Genomic DNA, 18,546 nt, shown 5'->3' with positions numbered 1-18,546 from the left:
AAGGTCCGGCAGTTTTGCATTGGGAGCCAAGCTGAGTGTAACCCGCAATGGGTGTGCGAGCGAATAGCAAGCGAGTGACAATTCGGGAGGAACCAATGATGACCGCCATTCTGGACGGCCTGACGACACTTTTCATCTTTGTGGTGGGTCTGATTGTCCTTGCGCTAATCGTGCTGTTCGTGATCGACCGCTACCAGACCGCTGACACTGTGCGCCGCAACTATCCGGTGATCGGGCGGATGCGCTATATCCTGTCCGATCTTGGCGAGTTTTTCCGCCAGTATTTCTTTGCGATGGACCGCGAGGAGATGCCCTTCAACCGCGCCCAGCGCGAATGGGTGAACGAAGCAGCCAAGGGTCAATCTACCAATGTCGCGTTCGGCTCGACCCGCAATCTGGAACCAGTTGGCACGCCGATTTTCGTCAATTGCCCTTGGCCCATGCTGGAGCGCGATGCTGTGGAATCGCGCCCGATGGTGATCGGCGAAGGTGCGGCGCGCATTCCTTACAAGGCCAAGTCCTTCTTCAACATATCGGGTATGAGCTACGGCGCGCTTTCCACGCCAGCCGTGCGCGCTTTGTCGAACGGTGCGGCCAAGGCGGGGTGCTGGATGAACACCGGCGAAGGCGGGCTGTCACCCTACCATCTCGAAGGAGGCTGCGACATCGTCTTCCAGATCGGCACCGCCAAATATGGCGTGCGTGACGAAGCTGGAAACCTGTCCGACGAGAAACTGCGCGAAGTCGCAGCGCATGAACAGGTCCGCATGTTCGAGCTCAAGCTGTCGCAAGGCGCAAAGCCGGGCAAAGGCGGCATCCTTCCGGCCGCCAAGGTGAGCGAAGAGATTGCAGCGATCCGCGGCATTCCGGCTGGTGAGGCCTCGATCTCCCCCAACCGCCACCCCGATATCGGCAATATCGGCGAACTGCTCGATATGATCGCTCATATTCGCGAAGTTACCGGCAAGCCGGTCGGCTTCAAGACGGTGATCGGTGCCTATGGCTGGCTCGATGAGCTGTTTGCCGAGATCAACAGGCGCGGGCCGGAAAGTGCTCCCGATTTCATCACTGTCGATAGCGGTGATGGCGGAACCGGCGCCGCCCCACTGGCGCTGATCGACAATGTCGGACTGACTTTGCGCGAGGCGCTCCCGATGCTCACCGATCTGCGCGACAAGGCCGGACTAAAGAGCCGTATCCGCATTGTTGCCAGCGGCAAGCTGGTAACCCCGAGCGAGGTCGCATGGGCGCTGTGCGCAGGCGCGGACTTCACCATTTCAGCGCGCGGTTTCATGTTTGCGCTTGGCTGTATCCAGGCGATGAAGTGCAACAAGAACACCTGCCCCACCGGCATCACCACGCACGACAAGAAGCTCCAGCGCGGCCTCGACCCGACCAACAAGGCAGAGCGTGTGGCTAGCTTCGTCAAGGCGATGCGCAAGGAAGTGGGCGTAATCGCCCACAGCGTGGGTGTTCGCGGACCGCGCCAGATGAAGCGCTTCCATGTCCGCCTGGTCTGCTCCGATGGCCGCTCACGCCCGCTGGACGAGCTGTACCCGCCGGTAGGAAGCGAGGCGGAACTTCAATTAACAACAACTTTTACTTGAAATGGCCAAAATCGCACCTAAATTTAGCATAGATTTGCAAAGATTTAGTCTAAACTTTTTGACTAGATAAGCTGCATTGGAATCTTGAGCAGTTTAGGAGGATTACTTGGCGGACGAAAACGACATAGCGCTGGGGGTGATGCGAATTGCATCAGTGCAACCAAATGGCATAGCAACCTATCACCGCGCAAAAAGGGAAGTTCCTCAGCTAGTTACATTAGACAATGCAAATCTTGCGCCCTCGGTAACACGACCAGGCGAGCCGATGTGGCACCAACTCCTGAGAAACATCAAATCGCATGACCAAGTTGATGGGAATTTCATTGCCCTAGGCTACTTGAGCCACGTACCTCGTGTTGGATTTGCGATCACTCAATCCGGCCGAAATCGACTTGTTGCAATGGGACTCTAAGAAAATCGGGCTTTATAACCGGTCGGCAGCCAGCATAGCTCCGTTCGGTTGGCCGAGTCCTTGTCCCAGACAAACCAAGCATATGCCGTGGTACCTGATCCTTTCCGTTTAGCTCCTGACGGATAGAAAGTAATACGTTCACTGAACACCCAGACTCTAGACGGTGGCGCTTTCGTGAAGATTGTATGCTGCCGATTTTTCCCCTCCAAGAATGCTAATCGCAAAAGTAGGGCAAATTTCTTATCGACGGTCTGCAAGCCACGTTGAACAAAACCTTCCGCTGAATTGTACGGTGGGTTCGTAATTATGTTGGTCGCCTTCCGTTCGCTTTTAAGAAAGTCAATTCCAGTTTCACCATAGCCCCGATCATAGAGATCCGAGCTAACCACCTGGCATTCACTCTCTTTGAGCACTTCTGACATAGCCCCATCGCCACATGCACATTCCCAAATGTCTCCATGGAACGGTTCGTTGTCGATTAAAGCATGCGTTGCCCAAGCAGGCGTCGGAAAGAAATCCGGCCCAGAAATATCGGCAAAGCGTTTGGTGGCTGGCTTAAAACCACCGTCAAGATTGTATGTCGCATCCATACTGAAAATCTATCAGAATCAGCTAGTTAGTCAATGCCAGCTAAGTGACTCAAATGACTCGCTTTTAGCCAAAAACGATTTGAACCGCCTCGATCCTGTTGGTGTCAGGGGGCATCATAAGCCGGGTTCTGTAGCCGCGCGCGGTATCTGCCCCAAATGATATGGGGCAGACCTGCCACGCGGTGGCAGCCATTCATCTGCTCCGCCTGTTGCCAGACGGCTCTAGCAGCCAACCCGGACCTCTCGGAGCGAAACGCTCCTGCCTCCGTAAAGGAAGCGCGAGGCCCCTATTTGGCCTTGCTCCGGGTGGGGTTTGCCATGCGGGCTCTGTTACCAGCGCCCCGGTGCGCTTTTACCGCACCCTTTCACCCTTGCCTGTGAGGTCTCCCTCCATCGGCGGTATACTCTCTGTGGCACTTTCCCTGAGTTTTAGCCCTGAGCTTGCGCCCGAAAGCCTCACCCGGCGGGCGTTACCCGCCACCCTTGTTTCGTGGAGCCCGGACTTTCCTCGCAGTCGAAACCACGCGGCTGCCTCAGCCCCCTGACAAGGGGCCGCATACACAAAGGGCCGGCTGTAGGAAAGCCGGCCCTTCGATTGTGATTGTGGCGGAGAGCTTAGTCTTCCTGTCCGCCAATGTTTTCGAGGCTTTCATCAGGCGAGAGCAGATAGCTCCAGATCAACGCTCCGATAGCCGCCCCGATCAGCGGCGCAACCCAGAACAACCACAGCTGCGGCACGGCGGCGGTGTCAGCGTAAAACGCTACGCTGGTCGAGCGTGCCGGATTGACCGAGGTGTTGGTGACCGGAATCGAGATCAGGTGGATCAGCGTGAGCGCAAGGCCAATCGCAATGGGTGCGAAGCCAGCGGGTGCCTTGGCCGAAGTCGAACCCAGAATGACGATCAGGAACACCGCTGTGAGCACGATCTCGATCAGCAGAGCAGCCTGCATCGAGTAGCCACCCGGCGACAGTTCGCCAAAGCCGTTCGAGGCAAAGCCGCCTGCGCTGAAGTCCGGACCACCGCTTGCGATCACATAGAGCGTGCCAGCCGCGACAAAGGACCCAAGGAGCTGCGCGGCCCAATAAGGCAGCAATTCGCCCCAGCTAAACCGCTTGCCCAGAGCAAGCCCGAGCGAAACGGCGGGATTGAAGTGCCCGCCCGATATGCCTCCGACGGCATAAGCCATCGTCAGGACCGTCAGACCAAAGGCGAGGCTGACACCGACAAAGCCGATCCCCAATTCCGGAAATGCCGCAGCGAGCACTGCCGAACCGCACCCTCCGAAAACCAGCCAGAATGTGCCGACAAATTCGGCGGTAAGTTTCCTCATCATTTCCAGTCCCTCCCGTCTTCTTCTGTAACTCCGCCCTCTTATCAGCACATTTTGGAAGGATGTGCTGTACCGAATTGTAAGCTCCAGACCGAGCGACCTACCGCGCAGTACCCCGGTCGCGTTCGAGCAGCAGGTGCCACAGGATCGCCCCCAATTGCGCATCGGGCTTGCCTTCGATCCTCTCCGGCCGCCAGCGCCGCTCAAAGGCTTCGATCGCCTTGCGCCCCTCGGTGATGTCATAGCCAAAGCGTTCAAGCGCGAGGATGAAAGCGCCTTCATTGTGGAACGGGTCTGCTTGTTCGAGCTTCTCCGGGCGCTCCAGACACAGACCATACTCGGCGAGGCGATCCCACGGGAACAGCTCACCCGGATCGATCTTGCGCAAGGGCGCGACGTCGGAATGTCCGACAACATTTGCGCGCGGAATGTCGTATTGCTTCACGATCCGGGCGACCAGCGGCACGAGCGCTTCAAACTGTGCATCGGCAAATTCGCGATAGCCGCCCGCATGGCCGGGATGGTCCAGCTCGATCCCGATACTCGCCGAGTTCACATCCTTGGACCCGCGCCAATAGGACGCGCCGGCATGCCATGCGCGATTTTCCTCGGACACGAGCTGGATGACCTCGCCCTCTTCGGTGATGAGGTAATGCGCAGAGACGCCCGCTTCGGCTTCGGTCAGGCGCTGCAAGGCGGTCTCGACCGGCTTCATCTCGGTGTAGTGCAACACCAGCATCGTCACCGGCAGAGCGCGGTCGTTGAAGTTGGGGGACGGGACAACACGGTGGACCAGCTCGCTGGTCTCCATATCTTGCCAGGGACCGCTTGTTTCAGGGATCCCTGCGCCGCTCACCCGATCATGCCCTCGGCTTCGGGCAGGACCGCGCCGAGCACCAGCGCATCATCGGACAGCGCATATTGCAGCCCCCCGCCCATCTCCTCTGCCAGCAAGGCGATCATATGAGCGGCGGCTGTGCGGCTGCTGATGTCACTTGGGTCGATCTCTCCCTGAAGCGCCTTGCCGATTGTCTCGTCAAAGGCGATGCGATCGCCAGTGGCGCGCGCGACGATCTCGACATTGTTGCGGCCATTGCCATCGGGTCGCCGCTCTGCCCCGATATCAAGCGTGCCGCCACGGATCAGCGCGTCGAGCGCGATCTGCGAGAGGTTGAGAAGCACTTTCACCGCAGGCTTAGGCAAGGTCGCATCGGCAATTGCCCAGTTCAGCGTGACCCGCTTGGCATCGGCGGCAAGCGCGGTCACGACTTCCTCGGCCTCCTCGACCGGGACTGACTCGCCGAACCCGCCAGCCGCACCAAAGGCGAGACGGAAGAACTTGAGCTTATCCGTGCTGATCTTGGCGCTTTGTTCGAGCAGCTGCATGCATTGCGCGCGCATTTCCGCGTCGGTTTCGTCGGCCAGCAGCTCCAGCCCATTTGACAAGGCCCCCACAGGGGAGAGCAGGTCATGGCAGAGCCGCGAGCACAACATTGCGGCAAGATCAGTTTGAGAGTTCATTTTACGAGGGTATTTCCTGAATGACTATTGAGACATGGACCGCATGTTACACGGTCTAGAAGCAAAAAAGAGAGACTTCTACCACTGGCGCGATCATTGGCCTGCAATCCACTCATTTTCGGATGAAACGCGGCATTCATGGGGCGAATTTAGCGTTCCTGCACCGAGTAGGAAAGGGCGGCAAAGCCTGCCGGGTCATCGCGCCAGAACGCCAGCTCACCTTCTCCCCAAATCGCCCAGATCCGGCCATCACCTGCCGCCGAAGCGCGGTCGGTTGCGGAAGGCGCCGCTGCGCCGACAGGATGCGAGTGGAAATAGCCGATCACTTGGGGGCCACCATCCCGTGCCGCTCGATGCGCGTCGATCAAAGCCTGGGGGTCGAGCTCGAAATGCGTCTCGGGGCGGCAGTGGACATTGGCGGTTTGGGCAAAGTTGGCGACATTCGCACCCTCGCCCAGCAACAGCCCGCAGGCCTCGCGCGGGTGCGCCTCAGCAGCAGCGCGCTCCATGCCTTCAAGCGCCTCTCTTGTCACAGCAATATCCATCGACCATGGCCATAGACATGTCTGCGGATGAAATCATCACTGGCACCGTCGCCGCCCCTGCTCGGCTGGACAAGGCGCTTGCTGATGCGAGTGATCTGTCGCGCGCGCGGGTTCAAGCCTTGATCGGCGAAGGACGCGTCGAAGTGGGCGGCAAACCCGCGACCTCTCCCAGCGCCAAAATTGCCGCCGGTGCGACCTTCACCATCACCGTCCCGCCCGCTGCCGAGGCGCTAGCACGCCCGCAAAACATCCCGCTCGACGTCACTTACGAGGACGAGCATCTGATCGTCGTCAACAAGCCGGCAGGCATGGTCGTCCACCCCGCTGCGGGAAATCCAGACGGCACGCTCGTCAACGCGCTGCTCCATCATTGCGCCGAAAATGGCGGCGGCACCCTTTCGGGCATCGGCGGGGTCGCACGCCCCGGAATCGTCCACCGGATCGACAAGGACACGTCAGGCCTGCTGGTGGTCGCCAAGTCTGACGCCGCGCATGAAGGGCTCGCCGCGCAATTCGCCGAGCACTCCGTCCATCGCCGCTATCTCGCAGTTTGCGCAGGCCACCCCAACCCGGCTGCGGGAACAATCGAGGCCAAACTGGGCCGCAGCGACGCCAACCGAAAGAAAATGGCCGTCCTCGACAAGAATTCCTCACGCGGCAAACACGCCGTCACCCATTACAAGCTCCTCAAGAGGTTCGGATCGAGTGCCCAAGGATTGAGTTCCCTACTCGAATGCCGCCTTGAAACCGGGCGCACCCACCAGGTGCGCGTTCACTGCGCATCAATCGGTCATGCTTTATTAGGAGACCCACTCTACGGCAAAACACCCAAGGCGTTGAAAAACCTGCTATCCGAAGCAAAATTCGCCCGCCAAGCGCTTCACGCGGCAGAATTGGGTTTCCTACACCCGGTTTTGAGGCAAGAATTACGCTTTTGCGCGGATTTACCGGAGGATATGCGGGAACTAATCGACCAACTTGGACGTTTTAATCGATAAAATGCGTGTAAATCTATGGGCAAACCCCATGCGCATCACCTATATGTAACCACGTGGCCCAAAAGACCGGATGCCCATCAGGGGTCTGGCAGCAGCGGTCGACACTAGAAAGGTTAGGGAAGAAGTGAGCAAAGCTAAAACAGTCCCGGCGCTGAGCGGAGAGCAGAGCCTCAATCGCTATTTGTCGGAAATCAAGAAATATCCGGTGCTGACGGCAGAGCAGGAATATATGCTCGCCAAGCGCTATGAAGAGCATGAGGACCCCGAAGCGGCATCCCAGCTCGTTTCCAGCCACCTGCGGCTCGTTGCCAAGATCGCGATGGGTTATCGCGGCTACGGCCTGCCTGTTTCGGACCTGATTTCCGAAGGCAATGTTGGCCTGATGCAGGGCGTCAAGAAATTCGAAGCCGATCGCGGCTTCCGCCTCGCCACCTATGCGATGTGGTGGATCAAGGCGTCGATCCAGGAATATATCCTGCGTTCGTGGAGCCTTGTAAAAATGGGCACCACCGCGGCGCAGAAGAAACTGTTCTTCAACCTTCGCCGGATGAAGAAACAGCTTGAGGCTTACGAGGATTCAGACCTCCACCCCGAAGACGTGACCAAGATCGCTACTGATCTGGGCGTGCCGGAGCAGGAAGTCGTCAATATGAACCGCCGGATGATGATGGGCGGCGACGGCTCGCTCAACACGCCGATGCGCAATGGCGAGGACGGCTCGGGCGAATGGCAGGACTGGCTGACCGACGATAATCCGCTTCAGGACGAAACGGTTGCCGACGCCGAAGAGGCGCAGGTCCGGCACGAAATGCTGGTCGAGGCGATGGACTCGCTCAATGAGCGCGAACAGCACATCCTCACCGAACGCCGCCTGACGGAAAAGCCGCAGACGCTGGAGGAACTCTCGCAGGTTTACGACGTAAGCCGCGAACGCATCCGCCAGATCGAAGTGCGCGCTTTCGAGAAGCTGCAAAAAGCGATGCAGCGGATTGCGGGAGAGCGGCTCTTGCCTGGGGTGGCTTAAGGGCTAGTCCGGAAGACGCTCCAACAAAGCGTCGAACACCGAAACATCAAAGCGTCGGGGGCTCGCCTCCGGCGCTTTTTCTTTGATCTCGGCCAATAGGGCATCTTTGGACGGCAGACCCCAGCGAACATGGTCCGGTAACGCTTCAGACAAAGCTGTGAACCACGCAATCAGATGCTGCTGCAAGGCCAGATGTTGCTCGAAGTTGCCGCGCCTACGGGTGGCATCGCCTTCCTTCTGAGCGCGGGCGATGGCGGGTTCGATCTGTTTGACCAGATAGAGGTCGGCAAAGCCTAAGCGGCGTTCGCGGATCGTCTCGCGCACAATCGGTACAGCTGTTTCAAACTTGTCGGGCCAATGGAACCCTGCGCGCTCCATGCACCAGGAAAAGTGGACCTTCATCGGATCGGTGTCGCAAATGGCAAAGCCGTGCTTCGCCTCGATCTCCATCGCCATCTGGAAACGCATGGCGTTGTGACCAGCCCAGAAACGCGCATGGTCAATCAACGGAGCATCGGCATCGGGCCTTTGCCCTTTCGCCTCGATCTCGGGCAGCCACAGTCCGTCGCCAAACTGTCGGGCAAATGTGGTCTTGCCAGCTGCGCTGATCCCTTCGACGACGATTATCATGACGGTCTGGCTTTACTGCCTGAGGCGGCAATAATCACCCTCCAGCGCCGTATCGAGCACTGCGCGATATTCGTCTGAGCGCTCATCGCCCTCGCGCACCAGACCGAACACCGGCTCGTCGATCTGCTCCATTGGCACCAGCGCTACCGGGCACGAAACCGGGACCAATTGCGAGCCATGACCGACCTGCAGTGTCGAAAGCAGGCCGAACATGCGCTGTTCGCGCGTCGCTCGGCCCAGCATGATCATGCGGTACTGCCCTTCTTCGCTCGTCATCAGATAGGTGTGGCCCGACATGTTCGGCATCGAGACGAAGCCCGCTTGCTGAAAAGTCGCGTCAACGCGGTCGCTTTCGGCGAAAACCAGATGGCCCTTGGCGGCGCTCCAGCGGATTTCGGTGCGGTAGGCATAGACTGCACCTTCCTCGCCAAAGCTGGCGCGCAGGGTGAGATATTCGCCTTCGATCCAGCGGACAGCGGGGCGCGCGTAGGAACCCATTTCGGGAGGGGCGTGCGCGGGGGTGCTGGCCTCAATCTCGGCCTCTTCGCGCAGGCTTGCGCCCAGTGCTTCTTCGAGCCGCACAATCGTCGCTAGCGTGAATCTGCGGCGGCCTGACAAGGCCTTTTCCAAAGTCGAAACCGAGAGGCGCGCACTCTCTGCCAGCCGCGCGCGCGACAGCCGCCGCCGCGCAATTTCCTCGCGCAGCCGAAAGGCCACCGCCGCATTGTCAAAGTCGCTCATCAGTGCCGCATACCCCATTCTCACCTCCTCTGTCCTGACAAAACCGTACAAATCCGCACAAAACCTCAATTCACCTCCGGTCTGTCCGCCTGACCGGCAGAAATCGGCCATTTATGCCGCTGGCGCGTCCGGAGCATCGCCCGATAGGGGGATAGTGAACCGCGATGAATGGAGGCTGACATGCGACGAATTGCAATATCTTTAGACCGAGATGCACTCACTGTGATGCTCATTGTGGGGGTGGTCGCGATGCTTGCTCTGACCAGCTCGACCTTCTCCACCCCCGCCACCGCCAACACCTCTAATGACGCGGTCGAGGACGCGATTGCGGCGATGGTAGCGGACCATCGCACCGCTCCGCGCAGCTCGCCCGCATCCGAAGGCGGTCTCGTCCTGCGCAGCACCAATGGCGATGTTGCAACCTCGGTCCCCGCGATGCGGCTGGGCACCGATATCGTCGCCAATGTCACCGGCCAGACCGCGCGCGTGACGGTGACGCAGGCCTTCCGCAACACATCGGACGACTGGATGGAAGCGACCTATCTCTACCCGCTGCCCGACAATGGCGCGGTCGATACGCTCAAAATGGTGGTCGGCGACCGCATTTTCGAAGGCGAGATCAAACCCAAGGAAGAAGCGCGCGAGATTTATGAGGAAGCGCTCGAGAACGGACAGAAGGCAGGTTTGGTCGAACAGAGCCGCCCCAATATGTTCCGCAACTCAATCGCCAATGTCGGGCCAGGCGAAACGGTGCTGGTGCAGATCGAGTTCCAGGCGCCGATCCGTCAGGTCGCGGGCGATTACTCGCTGCGCATGCCGCTGGTGGTCGGCCCGCGCTATATTGCTGGCGCCACAAATGCGAATGGCTCTCTAAGCCGCGCAGCGATGCTCGCCGGTTCGGCTGACATCCTTGCGCCTACCGCCGACCCGGCAATGGTCGCGCGGGCTGGCGGAGGGCTGAACCCCGTCTCGATCACCGTCAATCTCGATCCCGGCTTTACAGCTGAGGCTATCTCCAGCCCCTATCACCGCGTCGATGTAGCGGGTGAAGGCGCAACGCGCACTGTGACGCTGGCCGACGGAGCCGTGCCAGCCGACCGCGACTTCGAGCTGCGCTGGAGTGCGGCGGGCGATGCACCGAGCCTCGGCCTGTTCCGCGAGACGCATGGCGAGCTGGACTATGTGATGGCCACCATTACGCCTCCCGCGGTCCAGCGGATCGGAGAGGCACCGCCGCGCGAGATGATCTTCGTGATCGACAATTCGGGTTCGATGGCGGGCGAAAGCATGCCCGCAGTCCGCCGAAGCCTGCTCTATGCGCTCGACACACTCCGCCCGCAGGACCGGTTCAACATCATCCGCTTCGACGACACGATGACCGAGCTGTTTGACGGCGCTGTGCCTGCGAACCGTCGCAATATCGAGCAGGCCAAGAGCTTCACGCACAGTTTGGAGGCGGAAGGGGGCACCGAAATGTTGCCTGCCCTTTCCGCAGCCTTGCGCGATGGCATCTCGAATCGCGAAGGACCCGTCCGCCAAATCATCTTCATGACTGATGGCGGCCTTTCCAACGAAGCCGATATGATGCGCGAGATCAGCCAGAACCGCGGCCGCAGCCGCGTCTTCATGGTCGGCATCGGCTCCGCTCCCAACACCTATCTGATGCGCCGCATGGCCGAAGCCGGGCGCGGGACATTCACCCATGTCAGTCTGGGTGACGAGGCGGAAAGCCAGATGCAGCGCCTGCTCGACCGGCTGGCCCGTCCTGTAGCGACCAATCTTACGGCCAGCGTCGATGGCGGCAATATCGACTTCGCGCCGCGCGATCTGCCCGACCTCTATGCAGGCGAGCCATTGGTCCTGATGGGCCGCACTCGCCACCTTCAGGGCACGCTCACTGTCAGCGGACTGGTCGAAGGCGAGCGCTGGTCGCGCAGCATCGACCTGACCGAAGCCACCCAAAGCGACGTTGTGGCAAAACTGTGGGCCTATCGCCGGATCGCCGAGGTCGAGGCCGAGCGTTGGTCGGGCGAAATGTCCTATGAGCGTGCCAATAAGAGTATCGAGGAGTTGGGCATGGACTTCCACCTCGTCACCAGCCGCACCAGTCTGATCGCGGTCGATGACACGCCCAGCCGTCCTGACGGCGCGCGATTGACCCGCGAGGAGCTGCCGCTGCTTCTGCCCGCTGGCTGGGACTTCGAGCACCTGTTCGGCACCCAGTTCGCCCGAGCAGATCGGCTGACGCCAGCCGAGCGCGAGGAAGAGCGCCAGCGGCTCGAACTGCCCAACACATCCACCGGTTTTGTCCTCACCCTCACGCTCGGCCTGCTGCTTCTCCTGACTGGCGCCGCCGGAGCGTGGTGGTGGCGGCGGGAGCAGCTGGTCAAGGGGCCTGCCCAGCGCAGCCTCCGACCGCTGGCAGCCTGATGCCGGCTGCTCCCGCCAATACCGCAAGGACCGGGCGCGCGCTCACGAAAGGAGGTTTCCTGCGCGCCCTCTTTGCGCACTGGCACCTGACCCTGTGCCTCACCGCAATGCTGTGCGGCGGGGGTTTGATGGCGAAGGCGCTTTATATCCCGATCAAGGCCGAAGTTGCGCAGGTCATGCTAGCGCACGCCTTTGACGAAAGCGTGCGCACCGGCGCTCCGGTCAAACCGTGGAGCTGGGCCGACACCGCTCCGATGGCTAAAGTCACATTGCCCCGCCAAGGCGTGAGCGAGATCGTTTTGTTGGGCGGATCGGGCGAGGCGATGGCGTTCGGTCCGACAGCACTGGTCGATGCTCGCGCGCGCGGCCTGACCATACTCGCCGCTCACCGCGACACGCACTTTACCTTTATGCGCGATCTGAAAGCCGGTGATGCGCTCACCTTCACCCGAATTGATGGCAGCGTGGAGCGCTACGAGGTCACGCATCTGGAAACCGTGCGATGGGACGAGTTCACCTATCCTGCGGGAAGCGAGACGGGCCTGCTCGCGCTCACCACCTGTTTCCCTTTCGACACGCATGAGCCAGGCCCCTTGCGCCGTGTTGCATGGGCAAAGCGGGTGAGCGGCTAAGACAGCGATTGCGGCATGGCGCGGCAGCGATTATCTGCTGCAAATGGTCCTTCGCATCGCGCGCATATTTGCCAAGATCATTCTGTGGTTCATCGCGCTTACGCTGCTGCTGGTGGTCGCGTTCAAGTGGATCCCCGTGCCCGTCACCGCGACCATGGTGATGGACGAAAACGGGATCACAAAAGACTGGGAAAGCCTCGACAATATCGACCCCAATCTGGTCGCAGCGGTGATCGCGGCCGAAGATTCCAAGTTCTGCGAACATTGGGGCTTTGACACCGAAGCAATCGAGCAAGCCGCGCGCGAGAACCTGCAAGGCGGGCGCATCCGCGGAGGCTCCACGATCAGCCAGCAAACGGCCAAGAACGTCTTTCTGTGGCAAGGTGGCGGCTATTTCCGAAAAGCGCTGGAAGCGTGGTTCACATTCTGGATCGAGCTGATCTGGGGCAAAGAGCGGATCATGGAGGTCTATCTCAATGTCGCGGAAACCGGCATCGGCACCTATGGCGCAGAGGCCGGTGCGCAGCGTTACTTCGGCAAATCCGCTGCCCGCCTGAGCGCAGACGAAGCAAGCCGGATGGCCGCCGCTCTGCCTCAGCCCAAGAAACGCTCGGTCGTGAACCCTGGCGGCTGGCTGGCGCGGCACGGCAATTCGATCGAAAGGCGGATAGGCATCGTCAGACGTGACGGGCTCGCCGCTTGCGTCTACGAGTAAGCCGGATGGGGCATACGCACACTCACAAAGATCCGGAAAACCATGTGCACTCGCACGGCACGGGCGAGAGCGATTGTCACGGCCTCCACGATCACCACGGGCACCACCACGCGCCCAAGGATTTCGGGCGCGCTTTTGCTATTGGCGCCCTGCTCAACATCGCCTTTGTCGTGTTCGAGGCGACGTTTGGTTTTCTTTATGGATCGATGGCGCTGGTTGCGGATGCAGGACACAATCTGTCCGACGTGCTCGCCCTGCTGCTCGCATGGGGTGCAAGTATCGCGGCTAAGCGCGCGCCAACCGACCGCTACACCTACGGGTTCAAAAGCTCGACCATTCTCGCCGCGCTCGCAAATGCGCTGCTGTTGGCGGTCGCTATCGGAGCGATCCTGTTCGAGACTGTGCACCGCCTGTTCGAACCGCAAGAGCCGCAAGGCATGGTGATGATCGTGGTCGCGGGTATCGGCGTTGCGATCAACACAGGCACAGCAATGCTGTTCATGCGCGGGCAGGAAGACCTCAATATACGCGGAGCCTATCTCCACATGGCCGCCGACGCACTGGTGTCAGTCGGCGTGGTGATCGCGGGACTTGTGATCCTATTCACTGGACTTTGGTGGATCGATCCGCTGGTCAGTCTTGCTATTGTCGCGATGATCGCATGGGGCACCTGGGGACTGGCCAAGGACAGCCTCAGGATGGGCCTGCTTGCAGTTCCTGCAAGGATTGACGTCGCCGAAGTGCGCGCGCATCTCTCCGGACTGGAAGGGGTGGAAGAAGTGCACGATCTGCATATCTGGCCAATGTCGACAACCGAGACGGCTCTGACAGCGCATCTGAAGATGCCGGGCGCACCGTGCTCGGATGAATTTCTCCACTCGATCGCCCACAGCCTTGAAGACAGATTTGGCATCGGCCATGCGACCATTCAGGTCGAACGCGGCGATATTGCCGATTGCGGAAATGATTGTTGATGGCAGATGCAAACACCCAATCCGCTGATATTGCCCGCGAACGTCTGCGGGCAGCGATGGTTCGTCTCGCCGACGGAGACAGCGCGGCGTTGGAAGAAATCTACAACGCAACGCGCGTGAAACTCTTCGGCATCTGCTTTCGTATCTTGGGTGACAGAAAGGAAGCAGAGGACGCCTTGCAAGACGTCTACGTCAATCTTTGGCAACGTGCCGACCGTTACGACCCGACGCGGGCGAGCCCGATCTCGTGGCTAGCTACTTTCGCTCGCAATCGCGCGGTGGACCGGCTGCGCACGGGCAAGGTGCGCGGCGGAGCGGTGCCGGTTGAGGAGGCCAATCCGCTTCCTGACGAGGCTCCGCTGGCCGACGCGCTGCTGATTGATGCAGAGAAATCAGCACAGGTCCACGCCTGCATTTCGGCCCTTGATGACAATGCGCGCAAGCACATTCGCGGCGCCTTTTTCGATGGCTACACCTATGCCGAGCTCGCCGAAGCCGCCGATGTGCCGCTGGGCACGATGAAAAGCTGGATCCGCAGGGGCTTGCAGAAGCTGCGCGCCTGTCTGGAAGCAGGAGACGCGGCATGAGCGGCGCGAACGACACTCCTGAAATCGAACGCGATGACGATGTGATCGCGGCTGAATATGCACTCGGTCTGCTGGAAGGCGAGGAGCTTCTCCGCGCGCGCGGCAGAGCTGCGAGCGATGCAGCTTTTGCAGAGCGCAAGGCCTGGTGGGATGCAAAGCTTGCTCCCCTTACCGACGAGGTTGCCGGCATGGAACCGGGCGCGCATGTCTGGGATCGGATTGCGGCCCACATACATAGCCAAGCGGGCCAGGCTGGAGCCGAGGTCATCGACCTCCAATCCCGTCTGCGCCGCTGGCAATGGACCGCCGGGCTCACTTCGGCTGCTGCAGCTGTGCTGGCAGCGGTGATGGTGCTTGGTCCGGGCAGCGGGCCGGGCGACAATCCTGCCGCAGGCGATACCCCGCAATTGGCCGCCGCCGATCCGCTGGTCGCGCAGGTGCCGATTGGCGATACCGGACTGCGCCTCGACGTCACTTACGTTCCCGAAAGTGAGCAGATGCTGATCGGCGCTATCGGCCTGACCGCAGATGGCGTTCACGATCACGAGCTGTGGCTGGTCCCAGCCGATGGCAGCGCGGTGCAATCGCTTGGCGTGGTTGCACCGGGTGAGGTGCTTGCCATGGAACTGCCTGAGGATGTTTCGCGCAATCTCGGTGACGGAGTACAGATTTTGCTCACCCGCGAACCGATTGGCGGAAAGCCCGAAGGCGTCGATCCCGGCCCCGTGGTCGCGCAAGGCGCATTCTCGCAGGTCTAAGCAGGCGGTTTCGGGCGCGGCTCAGCGCTCCGCTCCACCAACTCACCGAAATGTCCCAACAAAATTGCTAGGCCGCGCATCCGCTGCGTGGGGCCTCGCGTAGTTCCTAATGCAAGATCGGGAGGGCTTGCAGACAATGGAGAATACCAATGACTGTAACCCGTAAGTCCCTCAAGACGCTGACCCTTGCTGCTGTCGCGGCAACCACTGGCTTGGCCGCTATCGCGACCGGACCTGTCGCCGCGCACCATCATCGCAGCGCGGAAAGCAGCGCCCCGAACATCGTTCAGACCGCGCAGAGCACCGGCGTCCACAACACGCTGGTCGCAGCGGTCACTGCCGCCGACCTTGCCGGCACGCTTTCGAACCCCGGCCCATTCACCGTCTTCGCACCGACCGACACCGCCTTTGCCAAACTGCCGGATGGCACGGTGAGCACGCTGCTGCGCCCCGAGAACAAGGGCCAACTGACCAATGTGCTGGTCTATCACGCCGTCTCCGGCTCGGTGACGTCCGCCGACCTGGCGCGCCTGATCGAACACCATGGCGGCGAGGCCACGATTGAAACGCTTGCCGGCCAGAACCTGACCGCGCGCCTTTCGGGTGACACGATTGTGATTACCGACGCACAGGGCCGCGCGACCGCCGTTACCCAAGCCGATGTCCAGACCTCGAATGGCGTGATCCACGTGACCGACGGCGTGTTTCTGCCAGGCTGACCGTGCCCACCCCTTCAAGAGCTAGCGCTGCTTCACCCATCCCCCTCCCAACCCAGAGGCGGCGCTAAACACCGGCCCCGTCCGACCTTCCTCCAAAAGGTCGGGCGGGGTTTTGGTTTCAGTCAAACTACGAGATTATCAGTTGCAAACGTCTAGACCCGAGACGTGGCCTCGGAAGAAAATGTTGTCGTAAGGGCCCGTCGCCTTGCGTTGATAGACAAAGCCGACTTCTTGCGGATCAGAAGCTGGCTCGATCCGGAAGCGCAAATCGCCGTCCTCGGTAAAACCCAGAATGTGGATCACATTTCCAAGATAAAGAACTTCCAATGGCTCACCGGTAAAATGGACCGTCTGATAGCAATCCGAAACTGCCTCCCAATTCGAGCTGGAAGTGTCGTCGTGAAAGACTTTAATCCCGATATAGACCGGCTCTCCGCGGCGCGCATCGCGGCGCGATGAAACAATCCATCCCAGCCTCGCATTGAAAGTGGGGCCTTCTCCCTCGTCCAATATCCTGTAGCGCACTCGATCGGGAAGCGATTTGCGCCGGTTGAATTTCACGCCGCTGATTGTGTCCCCTCATCGTCGGGCACAATGATATCGCTATGAAGTTGGTCGACGCTCGATTTTACGATCTGCTCAAAGTCGCCATTGCGGTCGAAGTCGCGAAAGCACGCATTGGCTTTGCTTGAGATGGAAACGATCAGAGTCGAACACAACAGGCTTGGCCGGTCGCTGGAGCCAAAGACATAGGAACCCGGTTCGGCCAGGCCTTCGTCGGGAATATCAAGCTCGTCGAGTATCGCTTCGTCCACGCCGTCTTCGAGTTCGGCGACAACTTGCGGTCGCAGCGTAACCGTCGCGAGACTATCGCGCCGATCGGCGATCTGCTCCTCGCTTGGATTGTCGGATTCGAATGTCGCAACAAAAATGGTTGGCCGCTGATTGGCCGATACTATCGCAGCGTGTGACAGCAAAATACCGCCGCACAGCGCCGACAATGTGCGAAATACCGCCAGTGGAAAGCGAAAAGCCAGTCCGATTGCCACCGCGCGTCTAGGCCGCTTCTTCCTTGGCTTCGTCGCCGCCATGGACGCGGATCGGGTCTTTCTTGCCGGCTACCACCTCGTCGTCGATCACGATTTCGCTCACACCTTCCATGTCGGGCAGGTCGAACATCGTATCGAGCAGGATGCCTTCAACAATCGAGCGTAGGCCGCGCGCGCCGGTTTTGCGCAGGATCGCACGTTCAGCGATGGCCTTGAGCGCCTCGTCAGTGAAGCTCAGTTCGACATCTTCGAGCTCGAACAGTTTCTTATACTGCTTCACCAGCGCGTTTTTGGGCTCTTGCAGGATCGTCACCAGCGCATCGACATCGAGGTCGTGCAAGGTAGCGATCACGGGCAGACGGCCGACAAATTCCGGGATCAGGCCAAATTTGAGCAGGTCTTCCGGCTCGCTCTTTTCGAGCAACTCGCCAACCTTGCGCTTGTCCGGATCGGCAACATGCGCGCCGAAACCAATCGAGCGTTTTTGCAGACGGTCGGCAATGATCTTGTCCAGACCAGCAAACGCGCCGCCGCAGATGAACAGGATGTTGGTCGTGTCGACCTGCAGGAATTCCTGCTGCGGATGCTTGCGCCCACCCTGCGGCGGAACCGAAGCGGTCGTGCCTTCCATCAGCTTCAAGAGCGCCTGCTGCACACCCTCACCCGACACGTCGCGTGTGATCGAGGGGTTTTCGGCCTTGCGCGTAATCTTGTCGATCTCGTCGATATAGACGATGCCGTGCTGCGCTTTTTCGACATTATAGTCTGAGCTTTGCAGCAGTTTGAGGATGATGTTTTCAACGTCTTCACCCACGTAACCTGCTTCGGTCAGCGTGGTGGCGTCCGCCATCGTGAAGGGAACATCGAAAGTGCGCGCGAGCGTCTGTGCAAGCAGGGTCTTACCCGTGCCGGTCGGGCCGACCAACAGGATGTTCGACTTGGCCAGTTCAACTCCGTCGGTTTTGCCGGAGTGCTTCAGACGCTTGTAATGGTTGTGAACCGCGACAGCGAGGTTCCGCTTGGCCGAATTCTGGCCAATCACGTAATCGTTGAGCGTGGCGAAAATCTCGGACGGGGTGGGAACCTCGCCTTCCTTCTTGCCCGCAATGCCCGCCTTGGTCTCTTCGCGGATGATGTCGTTGCACAGCTCGACACACTCATCGCAGATGAAGACCGTTGGCCCAGCGATAAGCTTGCGCACTTCGTGCTGCGACTTCCCGCAGAAGCTGCAGTAGAGGGTGCTTTTGCTGTCAGATCCGCTCAATTTGGTCATCCCGTTGTC

Annotated in this window: 20 protein-coding genes and 1 other RNA gene; 10 read left to right on the top strand and 11 right to left on the bottom strand. The window is 60.1% G+C overall.

What is annotated here, in order from left to right:
* The first annotated feature begins 98 nt into the window (after positions 1-98).
* On the top strand, positions 99-1,607 hold the full coding sequence (locus Q0887_RS00300) for an FMN-binding glutamate synthase family protein (RefSeq protein WP_299191358.1): 1,509 nt from the start codon (positions 99-101) through the stop codon (positions 1,605-1,607).
* A 408-nt stretch (positions 1,608-2,015) separates the two neighbouring features.
* Here the strand turns inward: Q0887_RS00300 and Q0887_RS00295 are convergent, their stop codons facing one another.
* From Q0887_RS00295 to Q0887_RS00270, 6 genes are all read right to left on the bottom strand, one after another.
* The gene (locus tag Q0887_RS00295) at positions 2,016-2,609 is read right to left on the bottom strand and encodes a hypothetical protein (protein WP_299191357.1); all 594 of its coding nucleotides are present in this window, start codon (positions 2,607-2,609) and stop codon (positions 2,016-2,018) included.
* Between the two features lie 101 nt (positions 2,610-2,710).
* Positions 2,711-3,153, bottom strand: an RNA gene (gene rnpB / locus Q0887_RS00290) — RNase P RNA component class A.
* Positions 3,154-3,224: 71 nt separating this feature from the next.
* Positions 3,225-3,944, bottom strand: a complete 720-nt coding sequence (gene aqpZ / locus Q0887_RS00285; protein WP_299191355.1) for an aquaporin Z — start codon at positions 3,942-3,944, stop codon at positions 3,225-3,227.
* Positions 3,945-4,041: 97 nt separating this feature from the next.
* Positions 4,042-4,752: an N-acetylmuramoyl-L-alanine amidase gene (locus tag Q0887_RS00280; RefSeq protein ID WP_299195134.1), complete on the bottom strand. Its 711-nt coding sequence runs from the start codon at positions 4,750-4,752 to the stop codon at positions 4,042-4,044.
* 41 nt (positions 4,753-4,793) lie between these two features.
* Positions 4,794-5,462, bottom strand: a complete 669-nt coding sequence (locus Q0887_RS00275; RefSeq protein WP_299191354.1) for a histidine phosphotransferase family protein — start codon at positions 5,460-5,462, stop codon at positions 4,794-4,796.
* 149 nt (positions 5,463-5,611) lie between these two features.
* Positions 5,612-6,007 (bottom strand): M67 family metallopeptidase, encoded by a 396-nt coding sequence (locus Q0887_RS00270; RefSeq protein WP_299191353.1) that lies wholly within the window; start codon positions 6,005-6,007, stop codon positions 5,612-5,614.
* A 17-nt stretch (positions 6,008-6,024) separates the two neighbouring features.
* Between Q0887_RS00270 and Q0887_RS00265 the strand changes: the two genes are divergently transcribed.
* Together Q0887_RS00265 and rpoH are read left to right on the top strand one after the other, a co-directional pair.
* Positions 6,025-7,005 carry an RluA family pseudouridine synthase gene (locus tag Q0887_RS00265; protein ID WP_299191352.1) on the top strand — a complete coding sequence of 327 codons (981 nt, stop codon included), beginning with the start codon at positions 6,025-6,027 and terminating at the stop codon, positions 7,003-7,005.
* Positions 7,006-7,075: 70 nt separating this feature from the next.
* On the top strand, positions 7,076-8,029 hold the full coding sequence (gene rpoH, locus Q0887_RS00260; protein ID WP_299191351.1) for an RNA polymerase sigma factor RpoH: 954 nt from the start codon (positions 7,076-7,078) through the stop codon (positions 8,027-8,029).
* Between the two features lie 3 nt (positions 8,030-8,032).
* Here rpoH and Q0887_RS00255 read toward each other — a convergent pair whose 3' ends face one another.
* Positions 8,033-8,659 (bottom strand): hypothetical protein, encoded by a 627-nt coding sequence (locus Q0887_RS00255; RefSeq protein ID WP_299191349.1) that lies wholly within the window; start codon positions 8,657-8,659, stop codon positions 8,033-8,035.
* Between the two features lie 12 nt (positions 8,660-8,671).
* Entirely contained in the window at positions 8,672-9,400 is a 729-nt protein-coding gene (locus Q0887_RS00250) for a helix-turn-helix transcriptional regulator (protein WP_299191347.1), read from the bottom strand.
* Positions 9,401-9,625: 225 nt separating this feature from the next.
* On the opposite strand from Q0887_RS00250, the gene Q0887_RS00245 reads away from it, so the two are divergent.
* The 7 genes from Q0887_RS00245 (at position 9,626) to Q0887_RS00215 (ending at position 16,215) form a co-directional block, all read left to right on the top strand.
* A complete protein-coding gene (locus Q0887_RS00245) occupies positions 9,626-11,830 on the top strand; it encodes a marine proteobacterial sortase target protein (protein WP_299191345.1) in 2,205 nt (734 codons plus the stop codon).
* 128 nt (positions 11,831-11,958) lie between these two features.
* Positions 11,959-12,462, top strand: coding sequence for a sortase (locus Q0887_RS00240; RefSeq protein WP_299191344.1), 504 nt, complete (start codon positions 11,959-11,961; stop codon positions 12,460-12,462).
* 43 nt (positions 12,463-12,505) lie between these two features.
* Positions 12,506-13,177 carry a monofunctional biosynthetic peptidoglycan transglycosylase gene (mtgA, locus tag Q0887_RS00235; RefSeq protein WP_299191342.1) on the top strand — a complete coding sequence of 224 codons (672 nt, stop codon included), beginning with the start codon at positions 12,506-12,508 and terminating at the stop codon, positions 13,175-13,177.
* 5 nt (positions 13,178-13,182) lie between these two features.
* Positions 13,183-14,151, top strand: a complete 969-nt coding sequence (locus tag Q0887_RS00230; protein WP_299191341.1) for a cation diffusion facilitator family transporter — start codon at positions 13,183-13,185, stop codon at positions 14,149-14,151.
* Entirely contained in the window at positions 14,151-14,738 is a 588-nt protein-coding gene (locus Q0887_RS00225; RefSeq protein ID WP_299191340.1) for a sigma-70 family RNA polymerase sigma factor, read from the top strand. Before Q0887_RS00230 ends, Q0887_RS00225 begins: the two co-directional genes overlap by 1 nt.
* The gene (locus tag Q0887_RS00220) at positions 14,735-15,496 is read left to right on the top strand and encodes an anti-sigma factor (protein WP_299191339.1); all 762 of its coding nucleotides are present in this window, start codon (positions 14,735-14,737) and stop codon (positions 15,494-15,496) included. The genes Q0887_RS00225 and Q0887_RS00220 overlap by 4 nt, the downstream gene beginning before the upstream one ends.
* A 149-nt stretch (positions 15,497-15,645) precedes the next feature.
* Positions 15,646-16,215 (top strand): fasciclin domain-containing protein, encoded by a 570-nt coding sequence (locus Q0887_RS00215; RefSeq protein ID WP_299191338.1) that lies wholly within the window; start codon positions 15,646-15,648, stop codon positions 16,213-16,215.
* A gap of 138 nt (positions 16,216-16,353) precedes the next feature.
* Here Q0887_RS00215 and Q0887_RS00210 read toward each other — a convergent pair whose 3' ends face one another.
* Genes Q0887_RS00210 through clpX form a run of 3 tightly spaced genes read right to left on the bottom strand, consistent with a single transcriptional unit; the run spans position 16,354 to position 18,537 of the window.
* A complete protein-coding gene (locus Q0887_RS00210; protein WP_299191337.1) occupies positions 16,354-16,776 on the bottom strand; it encodes a hypothetical protein in 423 nt (140 codons plus the stop codon).
* The gene (locus Q0887_RS00205) at positions 16,773-17,264 is read right to left on the bottom strand and encodes a hypothetical protein (RefSeq protein ID WP_299191336.1); all 492 of its coding nucleotides are present in this window, start codon (positions 17,262-17,264) and stop codon (positions 16,773-16,775) included. The genes Q0887_RS00210 and Q0887_RS00205 overlap by 4 nt, the downstream gene beginning before the upstream one ends.
* A 7-nt stretch (positions 17,265-17,271) precedes the next feature.
* Positions 17,272-18,537, bottom strand: a complete 1,266-nt coding sequence (clpX, locus tag Q0887_RS00200) for an ATP-dependent Clp protease ATP-binding subunit ClpX (RefSeq protein WP_299191334.1) — start codon at positions 18,535-18,537, stop codon at positions 17,272-17,274.
* Positions 18,538-18,546 lie beyond the last annotated feature (9 nt).

The organism is uncultured Erythrobacter sp., from assembly GCF_947492365.1.
In the GTDB taxonomy this organism is placed as follows: Bacteria; Pseudomonadota; Alphaproteobacteria; order Sphingomonadales; family Sphingomonadaceae; genus Erythrobacter.
Note: the sequence above shows the minus strand (reverse complement) of the source record. Positions and strands in the feature narration are given on the sequence as shown.

Excerpts from the sequence above, each read along its gene's own strand:
- Q0887_RS00300 (WP_299191358.1), top strand. The coding sequence starts at position 99 with ATGACCGCCATTCTGGACGGCCTGACGACACTTTTCATCTTTGTGGTG.
- Q0887_RS00295 (WP_299191357.1), bottom strand. The coding sequence starts at position 2,609 with ATGGATGCGACATACAATCTTGACGGTGGTTTTAAGCCAGCCACCAAA.
- aqpZ (WP_299191355.1), bottom strand. The coding sequence starts at position 3,944 with ATGATGAGGAAACTTACCGCCGAATTTGTCGGCACATTCTGGCTGGTT.
- Q0887_RS00280 (WP_299195134.1), bottom strand. The coding sequence starts at position 4,752 with ATGGAGACCAGCGAGCTGGTCCACCGTGTTGTCCCGTCCCCCAACTTC.
- Q0887_RS00275 (WP_299191354.1), bottom strand. The coding sequence starts at position 5,462 with ATGAACTCTCAAACTGATCTTGCCGCAATGTTGTGCTCGCGGCTCTGC.
- Q0887_RS00270 (WP_299191353.1), bottom strand. The coding sequence starts at position 6,007 with ATGGATATTGCTGTGACAAGAGAGGCGCTTGAAGGCATGGAGCGCGCT.
- Q0887_RS00265 (WP_299191352.1), top strand. The coding sequence starts at position 6,025 with ATGTCTGCGGATGAAATCATCACTGGCACCGTCGCCGCCCCTGCTCGG.
- rpoH (WP_299191351.1), top strand. The coding sequence starts at position 7,076 with ATGCCCATCAGGGGTCTGGCAGCAGCGGTCGACACTAGAAAGGTTAGG.
- Q0887_RS00255 (WP_299191349.1), bottom strand. The coding sequence starts at position 8,659 with ATGATAATCGTCGTCGAAGGGATCAGCGCAGCTGGCAAGACCACATTT.
- Q0887_RS00250 (WP_299191347.1), bottom strand. The coding sequence starts at position 9,400 with ATGAGCGACTTTGACAATGCGGCGGTGGCCTTTCGGCTGCGCGAGGAA.
- Q0887_RS00245 (WP_299191345.1), top strand. The coding sequence starts at position 9,626 with ATGCTCATTGTGGGGGTGGTCGCGATGCTTGCTCTGACCAGCTCGACC.
- Q0887_RS00240 (WP_299191344.1), top strand. The coding sequence starts at position 11,959 with ATGGCGAAGGCGCTTTATATCCCGATCAAGGCCGAAGTTGCGCAGGTC.
- mtgA (WP_299191342.1), top strand. The coding sequence starts at position 12,506 with ATGGTCCTTCGCATCGCGCGCATATTTGCCAAGATCATTCTGTGGTTC.
- Q0887_RS00230 (WP_299191341.1), top strand. The coding sequence starts at position 13,183 with ATGGGGCATACGCACACTCACAAAGATCCGGAAAACCATGTGCACTCG.
- Q0887_RS00225 (WP_299191340.1), top strand. The coding sequence starts at position 14,151 with ATGGCAGATGCAAACACCCAATCCGCTGATATTGCCCGCGAACGTCTG.
- Q0887_RS00220 (WP_299191339.1), top strand. The coding sequence starts at position 14,735 with ATGAGCGGCGCGAACGACACTCCTGAAATCGAACGCGATGACGATGTG.
- Q0887_RS00215 (WP_299191338.1), top strand. The coding sequence starts at position 15,646 with ATGACTGTAACCCGTAAGTCCCTCAAGACGCTGACCCTTGCTGCTGTC.
- clpX (WP_299191334.1), bottom strand. The coding sequence starts at position 18,537 with ATGACCAAATTGAGCGGATCTGACAGCAAAAGCACCCTCTACTGCAGC.